This is a genomic window from Streptomyces sp. NPDC101166 (assembly GCF_044768125.1).
GTDB lineage: Bacteria > Actinomycetota > Actinomycetes > Streptomycetales > Streptomycetaceae > Streptomyces.
The window spans coordinates 830,122-843,559 of sequence record NZ_JBIWPF010000001.1; the positions used below are offsets into that span (position 1 = coordinate 830,122).

Annotated in this window: 10 protein-coding genes; 6 read left to right on the plus strand and 4 right to left on the minus strand. The window is 73.8% G+C overall.

The window, feature by feature from the left end; genetic code table 11:
• Nucleotides 1-55 precede the first annotated feature (55 nt).
• The 5 genes from ACIRS4_RS03495 (at nucleotide 56) to ACIRS4_RS03515 (ending at nucleotide 5,988) form a co-directional block, all read left to right on the plus strand.
• Complete coding sequence (locus ACIRS4_RS03495) at nucleotides 56-625, plus strand: DinB family protein (RefSeq protein ID WP_404189287.1); 570 nt, start codon at nucleotides 56-58, stop codon at nucleotides 623-625.
• 138 nt (nucleotides 626-763) lie between these two features.
• Complete coding sequence (locus ACIRS4_RS03500; protein ID WP_404189290.1) at nucleotides 764-2,278, plus strand: hypothetical protein; 1,515 nt, start codon at nucleotides 764-766, stop codon at nucleotides 2,276-2,278.
• 119 nt (nucleotides 2,279-2,397) lie between these two features.
• Nucleotides 2,398-3,675 carry an AAA family ATPase gene (locus tag ACIRS4_RS03505; protein ID WP_404189293.1) on the plus strand — a complete coding sequence of 426 codons (1,278 nt, stop codon included), beginning with the start codon at nucleotides 2,398-2,400 and terminating at the stop codon, nucleotides 3,673-3,675.
• 35 nt (nucleotides 3,676-3,710) lie between these two features.
• Nucleotides 3,711-4,982 carry a VWA-like domain-containing protein gene (locus ACIRS4_RS03510; RefSeq protein ID WP_404189801.1) on the plus strand — a complete coding sequence of 424 codons (1,272 nt, stop codon included), beginning with the start codon at nucleotides 3,711-3,713 and terminating at the stop codon, nucleotides 4,980-4,982.
• A 109-nt stretch (nucleotides 4,983-5,091) separates the two neighbouring features.
• Nucleotides 5,092-5,988 carry an amidohydrolase family protein gene (locus tag ACIRS4_RS03515; RefSeq protein WP_404189296.1) on the plus strand — a complete coding sequence of 299 codons (897 nt, stop codon included), beginning with the start codon at nucleotides 5,092-5,094 and terminating at the stop codon, nucleotides 5,986-5,988.
• An 86-nt stretch (nucleotides 5,989-6,074) separates the two neighbouring features.
• On the opposite strand, the gene ACIRS4_RS03520 is transcribed toward ACIRS4_RS03515, so the two are convergent.
• The gene (locus ACIRS4_RS03520) at nucleotides 6,075-7,505 is read right to left on the minus strand and encodes a cytochrome P450 (RefSeq protein WP_404189299.1); all 1,431 of its coding nucleotides are present in this window, start codon (nucleotides 7,503-7,505) and stop codon (nucleotides 6,075-6,077) included.
• A gap of 421 nt (nucleotides 7,506-7,926) precedes the next feature.
• On the opposite strand from ACIRS4_RS03520, the gene ACIRS4_RS03525 reads away from it, so the two are divergent.
• Nucleotides 7,927-9,111 (plus strand): type III polyketide synthase, encoded by a 1,185-nt coding sequence (locus ACIRS4_RS03525; protein WP_404189302.1) that lies wholly within the window; start codon nucleotides 7,927-7,929, stop codon nucleotides 9,109-9,111.
• Between the two features lie 52 nt (nucleotides 9,112-9,163).
• Here the strand turns inward: ACIRS4_RS03525 and ACIRS4_RS03530 are convergent, their stop codons facing one another.
• From ACIRS4_RS03530 to ACIRS4_RS03540, 3 genes are all read right to left on the minus strand, one after another.
• Nucleotides 9,164-11,326: a SpoIIE family protein phosphatase gene (locus ACIRS4_RS03530; protein WP_404189304.1), complete on the minus strand. Its 2,163-nt coding sequence runs from the start codon at nucleotides 11,324-11,326 to the stop codon at nucleotides 9,164-9,166.
• Between the two features lie 166 nt (nucleotides 11,327-11,492).
• Nucleotides 11,493-12,434 (minus strand): SMP-30/gluconolactonase/LRE family protein, encoded by a 942-nt coding sequence (locus tag ACIRS4_RS03535; RefSeq protein ID WP_404189308.1) that lies wholly within the window; start codon nucleotides 12,432-12,434, stop codon nucleotides 11,493-11,495.
• A 152-nt stretch (nucleotides 12,435-12,586) separates the two neighbouring features.
• Complete coding sequence (locus ACIRS4_RS03540) at nucleotides 12,587-13,366, minus strand: MBL fold metallo-hydrolase (protein ID WP_404189311.1); 780 nt, start codon at nucleotides 13,364-13,366, stop codon at nucleotides 12,587-12,589.
• Nucleotides 13,367-13,438 lie beyond the last annotated feature (72 nt).

Sequence of the window (13,438 nt, forward strand, 5' to 3'; positions counted from 1 at the left end):
CTCCTACTGTGGTGCTTGTCCACGGAGCACCACCGACGACGAGCCGGAGACCACGATGAACGCGAACCAGCCCCTCGCCCCCGACACCGCCGTCCAGGGCACCGCGGCCCCGGCCGCCGCCGGCGAGCGCGCCGACCTGCTGGCGGCCCTGGCGATCCACCGGAAGTTCCTGCGTCTGACCACCCGGGACCTCACCGACGAGGACGCCGGGCGACGCACCACCGTCAGCGAGCTGTGTCTGGGCGGGCTCATCAAGCATGTCGCCTCGGTCGAGCGGAAGTGGGTGGACTTCATCCTGGAAGGCCCGTCGGCGATGGGCGACTTCAACCAGATGACCGAGGCCGACTGGGCCCGGCGTGCGGACGAGTTCCGGATGCTGCCCGACGAGACGCTGGAGGGCGTGCTGAAGGAGTACGCCGAGGTGGCCCAGCGCACGGACGAGCTCGTCGCCACGCTGCCCGATCTGAGTGTGGCTCATCCGCTGCCCGCTGCCCCGTGGTTCGAGCCCGGCGTCCGGTGGTCGGCCCTGCGGGTGGTGCTGCACATCATCGGCGAGACCTCCCAGCACGCCGGCCACGCCGACATCATCCGAGAGGCCCTGGACGGCTCGAAGAGCATGGGCTGAGCAACCGGACACCAACCGGGCCCGGACGCCCGGACGTTAATCGAGTGACAGGTCGAGCGGACGGGCGCTACGCTCGCCGGCGATGACCACTCACTCCGTCAGCAGATCGGGGGTCCCGTCCGCGGAAGGTGAGCGCTGATGCTCACTTCGACCGCGAACGGGGATCCCCGCCTTTCGTTCTGGCTGCGCGTGCGCGAGTTCGCCGTGCCGCCCTCCATGATCGACACCGCCACCGCCCGGCGCCACGCCGGGGACTGGGCGGGCGCGTGCGCCGCGGCCCGCGTCGACGTCGATCTCCGACTCCGCGCCGTGGAACGCACACACGGCCGGGAACTCACCGCCCGCCTTCGGGCCGACCTGCGGCACCTGGCGCCGGATCTGCTGCGCTGGCACATGCCCCGGATCGCTCCCGACGGGCTGCTGCGCCCCGGCCTGACCCTCACCCTGGCGCGCTACGACGTCGACGACGGCGCAGGACGCGGCAGCCCTCGCCCGCTGCACCTCGTGGCGCGTACGCCGCCGGCCTGGGCGGACGCCGGTCAGCGGATCAGCCTCGCGCTGTGGGACGGAACCGGTCACACGGCCGACGCCGGCCGCCATCCGCGACCTCGTCCGCATCGGCGTCACCGCCTCGATCTGCACCGTCACCTGTGGGACGCGCGCAGGACGGACGAACTGCGGGCGCGCTCGGGGGCGGACCGGCCGGAGACCGGCCCTGGCGGGCTACCGCCCGACCCTGAGCTCCTGGGGGTGCCCCCCTGCCCGCCCGGCACCCCTGAGCTCCCACCTCATCCCGATCCGTGGGGCGCCCCGGCTCTTGCCGGTCTCCCGCACGAACGTCGTCGGGCTGTCCGCCGGTGGGCCGACGAGGCGCGGATCCTGCTGCACGCGGAGGGGCGGAGCGACGGCGCCGGCGCTGTCGTCGTACGGTCCGGGGCTCGGCAGCAGCTGCTCCTTGAGCTGCTGCCGGGCGGCGGCGGGCCTCCCATGCCGCGGATCACCGCCGCGCCCAAGGGCGCCGCCGGCTCCGGGCTGCCGGTCCTGCCCGAGGCGGCGACCTGGGAACACCCGGATCTGGAGCTGCTGCGCGCCGGTGTGATCGAGGCGGACCGGCTGCACCCGCTGGTCGCCGCGGCGCTGGCGCCGGGCCACACGCCGCCGGCCGAGCCGCGCCCCTCGCCGGACCGTACGGGCGCGCCACGGCTCGTGGAGTGCCGGGGCGCCACGCACCGGATCGGTCTCGTCGACGGGGCGCTGGCCCCGCTCGACCACGACCCGGACGAGCTCAGGCGCGAGGAGCTGCTGGTCGCGCTGACCGGCACTCCGCTCCCCTGTCTCCAGGCCGTCGACGAGGCGCACCGCCGCCCGGACTGCCTCACCGGCGTCCGCGAACGGCTGGACCACGGTGACATCGCCGGCGCGCTGGCCGTTGTGGAGGGTCTGCTCGGCCCGGACGCGGTGGTGCGCGGCGGCCCCTTGCGGGACGCCCTGGAGGACGCAGCCCAGCGGCGGATCACCTACGGGCTGTACCGGGCGGGCCTCTCCGACCCCGAGGCGGCCCGCTTCCGCGACGCGGGTCGAGGCGATCGCCGTCAGCGCAACTCCCGTTCACGGCACGGCCGTTCACACCCGCACGGCCGCGCCTTCTACTGACTCGCCCCGATCATTGGCGCGATGACTGATCGCTCCATCAACTCCTCATCACCAGACCTGCTGTGACTTGACGTCATTTCACTGCCACCGCTCCCCGAGAAACCCGAAGGTGATCCCCCATGCCCACACGCACCTCGTTCGCCATGCCCTCCGGCAGCATCTCCACGACTGCCGAGGCGTCTCAACTCGACGTCTCGGAAACGCTGTTGAGTCTGCTGCGTGACACCGGAACCGAACCGCGCCCCGACGACCAGCTGGAAGCCCTGACACTCGCCGTGGCGGCCGACCTCCCCGTGCTCCTGTGGGGGGAGCCGGGAATCGGCAAGACGGCCGCCCTCACCCAGCTCGCCGCTTCCCTGGAGCTGCCGTTGACCACGGTGATCGCGAGTGTGCACGAGCCGTCCGACTTCTCGGGACTGCCCGTCATCGGGGACGATCCCGCGGAACAGGGCGTCCCGATGGCCCCGCCGGACTGGGCCGTACGGCTCGTACGGGCCGGCAAGGGGCTGCTGTTCCTGGACGAGCTGTCCACCGCCCCGCCCGCTGTCCAGGCCGCCCTGTTGCGGCTGGTGCTCGAACGCCGGATCGGCGCGCTGCGGCTGCCGCCCGGGGTGAGGATCGTGGCCGCCGCCAACCCCCGGTCCTCGGCGGCCGACGGATGGGAGCTCAGCGCGCCGCTGGCCAACCGTTTCGTTCATGTGCAGTGGGCCCACGACCCGGAGGTGGTGGTGCGCGGGCTCGGCGGGACCTGGCCCCGGGCGACCCTGCCCCGTCTGGACCCCGGGAAGCTGGCGGACGCCGTGGACTTCGCACGGCGCGCGGTGTGCGGGCTGCTGGCCACCCGCCCGACCCTGGTGCACCGGCTGCCCAGCAGCGAGACCCGGCGGGGCGGCGCCTGGCCGTCGCCCCGGAGCTGGGAGATGGCGATGACCCTGGTCGCCTTCGCGACCGCGGCAGGCTCTTCGCGGGAGGTCCTGTCCCTGCTGGTGCGGGGCGCCGTGGGGGACGGTCCGGGGCTGGAGCTGCTGGCGAGCCTGGACCGGATGGACCTTCCCGACCCCGAGACGCTGCTCGCCGATCCGGCGGGCGCCGAGCTGCCCGAGCGGGGCGATCTGCGGCAGGCCGCGCTCGACGGCGTGGTGGACGCCGTGCGGCGACGTCCGGACAAGGAGCGCTGGGACGCGGCGTGGGCTTTGCTCGTGCGGGCGGTGGAGACGGGCGCCCCGGACCTCGTCGTCGTCCCGGCGACCACTCTGGCGTCCCTGCGCCAAGGGGACTGGAACGTCCCCGAGTCGATCGAACGGCTCGCCGGGGTGGTGACCATGTCCCGGCGCGCGGACCAGGCGGCGATCCGCACGACGACCCGCGCCGCGGCGGCCGCCAAGGCAGGACGGTGAACGCGGCCACGCCCGGCGAACGTGCGGGCGGCACGGTGGACGCGGCGGCACAGGGAGGCGCGGATACGCCGGACCCACCGGGAGACCTCGACCTCGACAAGCTCTTCGCCGCCCGTCTGCACGCCGCCCGGGTGCGTCCCTACCTGGCCACGGCCCTGTTCGCGCTGCACACGGTGGAGTCCCGGCAGGTGCCGACGATGGCCGTCGACCGGCACTGGCGGTGCTATGTCTCACCCGCGTTCGTGGACCGCACGCCCGTGGAGGAACTGGCCGGGGTGTGGGTGCACGAGGTGTCGCACCTGCTGCGCGACCACCACGGGCGTAGTGACCGGATCGCGCGGCAGCGCGGGCTGACCGGCCCGGCCGAACGCCTGCGGATGAACATCGCCGCGGACTTCGAGATCAACGACGACGTGTTCGGCGAGGGACTGCTCCGGCCCGAGGGCGCCGCGCTGCCCGAGTCGCTGGGGCTGCCTGCCGGGCAGCTGATGGAGGACTACCTGCGCATGTTCCGCCTCGGGCCGCGCCTCCAGGACCTGGCGTGGCTGGACTGCGGTAGTGGCGCCGACGGGCGCGAACGGGGCTGGGAGCTCGGTCCGGACGGGGCGCACGGCCTGAGCGAGCAGCAGCGGGACGCGGTGCGCTTCCGGGTGGCGCAGGGCATCACCGGACGTCCCGGTTCCGCGCCCCGGGGGTGGCGGCGGTGGGCCGAGGAGGCGTTCCATCCGCCGCAGCCGTGGCGGCAGTTGCTGGGCGCGGCCGTCCGCTCGGCGGCATCCGCCCCGGGTGCGGGCGAGGACTACTCCTACGGACGGCCCGCGCGCCGCTCCGCCGCCCTGCCCGGCGCGGTCCTGCCGAGCCTGAGGCGGCGTCCGCCCCGGGTCTCCGTGATCATCGACACCTCGGGGTCGGTCAGCGACTCCGAACTGGGCAGCGCGCTTCTGGAGGTCGCGGCGATCTCCCGTGCCGTGGGCGGCCGTCGTGACCTGGTCTCCGTCCTCTCGTGCGACGCCTCGGCCCGGGTCGTGCACCCGTTGTGCCAGGGTGAGGGGATCCCGCTGGTGGGCGGTGGCGGAACGGACCTGCGCTCGGGGTTCGCGAGGGCACTGCGGGCCCAGGCCCGCCCGGACGTCATCGTCGTCCTGACCGACGGCCAGACCCCCTGGCCGAGCGCACAGCCGCCGTGCCGGACGGTGGTGGGCCTGTTCCCCCGGCCGCTGTCGGCCGGCTCCTGGGACGAGGACGACCCCGACCACGTCCCGGACGGGCCGCCCGCGTGGGCGCGGGTGGTGGAGATCGGCGGTTGACGGGAGTCGGCCCAGGACCGGCCCTGGTGGACGGGGAGGGGGGCGGCTGGGACATCCTGGTGGCTGACGACGTCCACGGTGCGCTGCGCGCCGTTGCGGAAGGAGCGTCTTGACCAGCGTCGACGTACACCAGCATCTGTGGGGCGCGGCCTTCGTGGCGGCGCTGCGGGCCCGTGACGAGCCGCCGTTCCTCGACGGCTGGACCCTGCACCTCGCCGGGGAGGCGCCCTACCGGGTCTCTCCCGACGACCACGACGTGGCCCGGCGCGCCGAGCTGGCCGCCGGCGACGGGCTCGGCCGTGCGCTGGTGTCGCTGTCCTGCCCGCTCGGCGTCGAGTGGCTGCCCGCGGATCAGGCGCGGCCGCTCCTCGACGCCTACCACGAGGACGCGGCCGCGCTGCCGGAACCGTTCGGGGCGTGGGCCGCCGCGGGCGTGAGGGACGTCGACGCGGGGGCGACGTCCGCCGTCCTCGACCAGGGCTTCGCCGGTCTCCAGCTCCCGGCGAACGCCCTCGCCGACGCGGCCGGTCACGCGCGCTGCGCCCCACTGCTCGACCTGCTCGAAGAGCGCGGCCTCCCGCTGTTCGTGCATCCGGGGCCCGCGGCCGGCGGGTCCGAGGGGCCGACCTGGTGGCCCGCGATGGTCCCCTACGTCCAGCAGATGCACGCCGCCTGGTTCGCCTTCCGCGCCTTCGGCAGGCCACGTCATCCGCGGCTGCGGGTGTGCTTCGCGCTGCTGGCGGGGCTGGCACCGCTGCACGGCGAGCGCTTCGCCGCCCGGGGCGACGGCAGCCTCGTCGACGCGGACCCGGACGTGTACGTCGAGACGTCGTCGTACGGTCCGACGGGCGTCGACGCGGTCGTCCGCGCGCTCGGCGTGGACGCCGTCGTCCAGGGCTCTGACCGGCCGTACGCGAGCCCGCCCCGCCATCCCGGCTTCGGCCTGGGCGGCGCGGCGGCGTACGCGTTCCGCGTCGCCAACCCGCGCCGCCTGCTCACGGGGTGAGGCATGACAGGCCGTCATGAGCCGGGAGTGCGAACCCGGTCGACGCTTCCGACCGGACGCTCTCGGCGCGGGGAAGCTCCCGCCGGTCAGCGACCCGTGCGGATCAGGCCTGTCAGGTAGCGCCACAGGGAGGAGCGCTGCCTGGCCGACGGGTCCGCGCTCATCGTCCCGGTGGGCTGCGCCGCCGACTCGGCGTCGGAGTCCGCACCGGACGCCGGGTCCCGTACGGGCGGCGCCACCGACTGCGGGACCAGCTCGTACCGCACGGGGAGCGAGCGCAGGCCCCGCATGAACGGCGATGACCGCCAGGGCAGTTGGTCCGCGGGGAGCGCCAAGTCCAGGTATGAGAACCGCTCGAAGAGCCTGCCCACTCCGACCGCGGCGACCGTCGAGGCGAGTTCGCGGGCCGGACACTGGCGCTGACCCGCACCCCAGGACAGGTGCGCCCGGGTGCTGACCGTGGTGCTGGCGGCCATGCCGTCGGCGAAGAGCGGGTCTGCGTGCGCGGCGGCGGAGGAGACCCACACCGGATCGCCCGCGCGGATCGTGTAGTTGCCGAGCGGGGTGTCCTTCGCCGCGAAGCGCGGTACGAAATTGACCAGGGGCGGCTTGCGCATGACCACCCTGTTCATGGACTCCCTGACCATCCCGGCGGAGAGGCTGGCGCGTACTCCGCCCTCGCCCGAGATGACCTCGACGACCGTGTTGGAGATGAGGATGCCGACGTGGTCCGAGGTCATGCCCAGCAGCATGAACAGCTCGCGGGCAAGTGCGTCCAGGGACAACTCGGGGTGGGCGGCCAGCAGATAGGAGGGGAAGTCGTCCCCGGGCTTCTCCAGCTTGGCGGCGGCCAGTTCGGTCAGCGTCGCCAGCAGCCGCTCCAGGGCGGGTTCGGCGTCCGGGCCGGCGTCCAGCACCCGCCACATGTCCATCAGGGCGTCGTCGCCCTGCGACCCGGGGAAGCCGAGCAGATGGCTGGCCACCATCAGCGGCAGGGGGCGGGAGAACTGGGCGGACAGGTCCGCGAGGCCGGTGCCGCCCGCCTGTCCGACGAGGGTGATCAGATCGTCGGCGTAGGCGGTGACGGCCGCCTTCAGTCGCTTCGCCTGGGCGTTGCGCGGGTCCTGGAAGGGCTTGAGGGCCGCGTCCCAGGCCGTGCGCAGCGGCCGGTAGCCGGGCCCGCCCTGGATGAGGATGTGGTTGACCTCCAGGGACGGTCCCAGCGGCCAGTCGGCCGGCACCTCGCCCTGGGTGCGGGCCCGCCAGTTCTCCAGCCCCTTGGGCCAGGCGTCGTCGTCCTGGAGCACCTGGAGCGCCTCGCGGTAGCCGATGACCAGCCAGGCGGGCACGCCGAGCAGGTCGACCGGCGCGACCGGGCCGTGCCGCTGCCTGAGCCGCTCGTACACGAGCGACGGGCGGGTCTCGTAGTCCCGGGTCAGCAGGGGTTCAGGGCTCAACGCCTCCAACCGTGCGTGATCCAGGTCCACGGGCCCGCCCTCGCCCACCCCTGATGCCATCGTGTCGCCGCCCCTCCCGCACGCCCTGTACCGACACACGTTCGGTCGGTAGCTGAAATCGGTGGGGACACTACCCCAGGTGGGGCCGGAAGTTCAGCGCAGGGCTCCCTCGGCGTCATCGGCGAGGAGACCGCGGCCGGAGAAGAGGGGACAGCGAGGCCCGCGGCCGCCGCGGCTGACGGCAGGTCAACTACGAGTCACGGCAAGCGCTTCCGCTGATGTGTGCCGCGTCACACAGCGGGAGCCTGCCTAAGTTGTCTGCATCACAGCGGAAATGTCCCTTTACGGTCCATGCTCGAAAGCAGATGGCGGCTCCTCAAGTGGAGTTCGCCGGCGACCCCTTGCGCGCGAAACCCCGAAGTGACCCATCCCACAGCACTCGCGACATTCCCGCAGGTTCCCCCTGGAAAGGTGCCCCACCATGGCCGCTTACCTCTGTCCTCCCGCCGTGATACACGGCGAGCACGCCGTGCGGACCAGCCAGATCGTCGCGGAGGTGCGCGACCGCCATCCGCACGCGGCCTGGGAGCCGCGCATCGACGGCATCGCGGCGAGCACCGGCATCGAGACCCGCGGCTGGATGCTCCCGCTGGAGGCCGCCGTCGCACCGGGCGCGGGCGGAGCCCTTCGGGGCACGGACATCGGGTCGGCCCAAGAGGCCCTGGCGAACGGCGGGTTCACCCGGCAGGACGTGGACCGCGTGATCGCCGCGCTCGAGGCGGCCCCCGCGCCGCAGACCGTCCAGGAGCGCACCGCGCCGGCCTGGGAGGCCGTGCGGTCCTACGGGGAGCGTGCGGCGCGCGGGGCCCTGCAGATCGCCGGGCTGGACGCCGCGGACGTCGACTGCCTGATCACCAGTCACTCCACCACCCCGGCGCTGCCCGGACTGGACATCGCGCTGGCCAACCGGCTCGACCTCCGCGACGACGTGATGCTGCTGCCGGCCACGCAGTGGGCCTGCATCGCGGGCACCCGCTCGCTGGCGCTCGCCGCCGACCTCGTGGCCGCGGACCCCGACCGGGTGGTCCTGGTCGTGATCTCGGAGGCGCTGAGCACGACCTACCAGCCCGCGGACGACACCCTCGAGTCCCTGATCGTCCGTTTGCTGTTCGCGGACACCGCGGTCGCCGCGGTGGTCACGGGCCGCTCCAGACGCGAGTCGGTGCTGCGGCTGGACGCCGCCTGGCACCACACCCTGCCCGGCACCGCGGACCTGCACCGCCTGGAGACGCGGGCGGACGGCACCCACTTCGTGATGGACCGGCGAGGACCGCGCGCCGTGCAGGAGACGGTCACCGCGATGTGGGAGTGGCTGCGCCTGCGGTACCAGGACGACCCCGACTCCTGGCACCCCGACGTGCTGCTCGCACACCCGGGCGGGACCCGGGTGCTGGAGTACATGGAGCAGACCATGCCCGACGCCTGGCCGTCGGGGCTGCTGGACCACAGCCGGGACAGCTACACGAGCGGCAACCGGGGAGGCGCCGCCGTCTTCGACATCATGCGGCGGGCGCACGACGCCGGGCAGAAGCCGGGCAGCCGCGCCGTCCTGTACGCGGCGGCGCCGGGCCTCACCGCCACCGCCCTGGAAGGCGAGTGGCTGTAGCGCCGCCCGCAGCACCCCGCCACGCCGACCGCGGCCTCCTCCCGCGGGCGCGTCACCTCGTGACTTCCGCCCAGACCACCTTGCCGGTGTCCGTCCAGCGAACCCCCCACCGGTTGGTGAGCCGGTGCACGACGTGCAGGCCGCGGCCACCGTCGTCCAGGAGGCCGCCCCCGCCCAGCCCCGGCCTGCCGTTGCCGGTGTCGCCCACCTCGCACAGCAGGCCGTGACCGGCCCTGATCAGCCGTACCGTGACGGGACCGGCGGCGAACCGGACCGCGTTGGTGACCAGTTCGCTGACCAGGAGCAGCACGTCGTCCCGGGTGTCGTCCCTGGTGCGCCAGGCCCGCAGCAGCGCGGAGACCTGTGCGCGTGCGTGTGCGGGGGCGTCGTAGCGGGCGGGCAGCCGCCAGGTCGCGGTGTCCTCCTTGCGGTAGCCGATCATCCGCGCGAGCAGCAGGGTCACGTCGTCGCGCTGCCGCGCGGGCGCCAGTGAGGCGACGACGTGGCGTGCGGCCTGCTGCAGGGAGTCCCAGGGATGCACCGCCGACACGGCGTCCGTGAGCCTGGCGATGCCCTCGTCGATCGACACGGCACGGTCCTCCACCAGACCGTCGGTGAAGAGGGCGAGCAGGGAACCCGGAGGTGCGCCGAAGGTGTGCACGTGGAACGGCTCGCGGAGCGCGAACTCGGCGCCCAGGCCGGGGTGGGGCCGCACCGGGAGCGGGCCCGCCTGCCCGTCCGGAGTGATCAGGACCGGGGGGAGGTGACCGGCGCTGGACAGCGCCACCTGGTGGCTGACCGGGTCGTACAGGGCGATGCAGCAGGTCGAGCCCAGGGCGCTGTAGCCGGCCGTCAGCCCGGACTCGGTGTCGTCCAGCAGCGTCACTGTCTCGTCCAGGTGCTCCAGCACCTCGTCGGGCGCGAGCCCCGCGGACAGCAGCGCGCGGGCCTCCATGCTCAGCTGGCCCATGGTCGCCGCGGCTCCCAGGCCGTGCCCGACGACGTCACCGACGACCAGCGCGGTACGGCCGTCCGGCAGCGGGAAGCTGTTGACCCAGTCGCCGCCGACTCCCGCGCTGTCGGGGGTGGCGGGCTGGTAGACGCTGGCGATCTCGACGGTGTCGCCGCCGCTCCGGGGCAGGAGCCGGCGTTGCAGGGCCAGCACCTGGGTGTGCTCGCGCTGGTGCTGGCGGGCGAGGTCGACGTGATGGGCGGTCCTGGCGACCAGTTCCTGAAGGTCGAACAGCTCGCTGTCGTGGAAGGGCGCGTCCGCCCGCCGCCAGACCTCCGCCACGCCCAGGACGACGGGCGGCTCGCTGTCCAGGACCAGCGGTACGCACGCCACGGCCGCCGACCGGTCGCCGGGGACCAGGGCACGCACGACGCGTGGACTGCCGAGGACCCGCTCGACCGCCTCCCGGTCGGGTATGACGATGGTCTGCGGGGCGTCGTCCCGCCGTACCGCCTGCGCCAGCAGCCGGCTCGCGTCGCCGGGCAGATCGTCGCCCGCCGTCACATAGCCCTCGGGCCACACCCGGTCCGGCACCAGGGCCGCCCGCCGCAGCCGGATGCGCCCCTGTCTCTGCCCGGTGACGCCCTCGCCCGTCCACACGGTGAAGTCGAGGTCGACGGCGGCCACGTCCCCCCAGGCCAGCAGGGACTGCGCCAGCGACTGCGCGGTCTCGCCGATGTCCAGCGAGGTGCCGATCGCGGTCTCGGCGGCGTACAGGTGCAGCCGCCGGGCCATGGCGATCAGGGAGACGGTCAGGCCCTCCTGCGGCAGCGCGGCGGGCAGGATGCTCATCGAGACCACGAGCTCCGACCCGTCACCGCGCCGCAGGCGCTGGATCCGGGCGACGTGCGCCTCCCCCGTCTCCAGGACCTGCCGCAGCCGCCGGGTGACCGTCGGCACGTCCCCGGGCGGCAGGAGAGCGACGAAGGGACTCCCGGCCACGGCCTCCAGTCCCGCGAAGACGGGGGCCTCCAGGTTGCAGCGGGTGATCCTCAGGTCCCTGTCCATGTTGACCGCGCCGAGAATCTGGTCCTGCCGGCCGCCCGTCGGACCGTCGGACCCACGACGGCGGTTCGCGCGGTCGCCCTGCGCATCGACGGGGCCGACGGCCGCTGCCGCCCCGCCGCGCGGGATGTAGCGCCCCAGGGCGCTGCTGACCAGGTCGAACGCCGAAGAGGACGAGGGAGAGGGTGTGGAGTCCATACGGCTCTCTCAGGCATTCCCCGGCGGCAGCGCCGGGGCCGTACTCGGGTCCGTGCGACAGGCCCCGAGATCCCTGACCGCACACCTCATTGAATAACACCTGAGGTCGCTTCGCCCACACCAGCGGGGTCGGAGCGGAGCGTCCCCGGGCCGGAAGGCCGCCGTGTCAGCGGTCGAGGCGGGCGGTGAGGAGGTTGGGTCCCTCGCCGGTGAGGTAGGCGGCGCTGGGGACGTAGACCGTGTCTCCCCGGACCGCGACGGAGGTGGGGGTCCGCAGGCCGTCGGCCGCGGTGAGGACGGCGGTGTGGGTGCCGTCGGGGCGGACGAGGTCGACCTCGTCGTCGTCGCGGGCGGCGAGCAGGGTGTCGCCGCGGCCGGTGAAGGCGAAGTCGTCGATCGACGGCATGCCGGTCGCGCGGACCTCGATCCCGCCGGCCGTGCCGCGCGCGGTGACCGGGATGCGCAGGACGGTGCCCTTGTCGAGGTTGGTGACCCAGACCGCCCCGCCATGGAGCTTCAGCCCGTTCGCGCCGGCGAAGGAGCTGGGCCTGAGCGCGTCGCCCTCGGCCCACACGGAGGCCCTGCCGCCGCTCGCCGGGACCCGGTAGACGACGCCGTGGACGGAGTCGGTGACGTAGAGGCGGTGGGTGCGCCGGTCGAGGGCGAGGCCGTTGGGCAGGCCGTCGGCGGGGAGAGCGGCGACGCGATGCGGGCGGCCGCCGGGACGCACGGCCCAGACGCCGGTGAGGTCGGCGGTGCCGGTGGCGTAGGTGACGTAGAGGGTGCCGTCGTGGGCGCGGGCGATTCCGCCGACGAACGCCTTGCCCAGGTTGGGAGTTCGGGCCTGCGCCGGGGCCGGCAGGGTGGCCAGGACGTGCGTCCGGCCGTCGGGGGCGACCCGGACGATCTGCCGGGCGAAGGAGAAGGTCAGGAAGGCGGATCCGTCACGGCCCACGGTGATGTTCTCGGGCTGTCGCCCGCCGGCCAGGTCGAAGCGGGCGGCGACCCGGGGGCGGGAGAGGGGCTCGGTGGCCGCGGTGGCGGTCGCTGTCGCGCCCAGCAGGGCGAGCGCGGTGGCCAGAACGGTGAGGGAGGAGCGGGCGTGCATGGGCGGTTCTCCTGGAACGGGGTGGTGGGGGGATGCCCTGCCGTCGGGGGTGCCGCGGGGCCGGCGACAGGGGCTGGGGCTCAGGGTGGCCACGTCACGGGGACGGAGGCTGAGGCTCAGGGTGGCCACGTCACGGGGACGGAGGCTGAGGCTCAGAGGGCTGCGGGAAAGAGGGAGCGGTTGGCGATGTCGATGATGAACGGGCCGACGAGCGACGGGTAGCGCTCCACGATCGCCTTCTTGTAGGCCTCGCCGTCGTCGCCGAGCAGTTCGCGGGCGTCGGCGAGGTAGCGGCGTACGTCCGCGTAGATCTCCGGGCCGGTGGGCAGACCGTGGCCGGCGAGGATCGTGTCGTAACCGGACCGGGCGGCCAGCAGGTCGAGAGCACGCTCCCAGCCGGCGATGTCGTTGTTCCCGAGGTAGAGGTGGACGTCGTTGTAGACGAGGTCCTGGGCGACCAGGACGCCCTGGTCGGGCAGGCCGACGAGGAGTTCGTCGGCGGCCTCGCCGCCGGAGACGGCCTCGAAGACGAAGGGGACGCCGTCGATGATCTCGGTGACCGGGGTGAGCTCCACGCTCGGGACGAAGTCGGCGAGAGGGATGACCTGACCGGTGGGCAGCCGGCTGTCGCCGCGCGCGATGATCTGCTCGCGCACCTGGGGCAGGGCGTGCACGGGGACGCCGAAGCGGGCGGCGCCGTTGTAGTGGTCGGGGTGGGCGTGGGTGACGATCAGCCGGTCCAGCGGCTTGCCGAGACCCTTCGCGTAGGCGACCACCTCGTCGGCGTAGGCCGGAAGCAGCTGGGCGTCGATCGCCACGAGCCGCGCCGACGTCTCGATGAGCTGGGTGGTGGTGTGGAAAGTGTCGGCCGGAGACATGTAGCTGTGGATGCGGACAGCGCCCTTGTCGAGGACCGTGACCATGCCGTTCATGAGGTGCTCCTTGTGGTGAGAGCGGCCCTTCGCCGCCCGATGTCCTCCACTCTCACCGGTGAACCCGCAGGC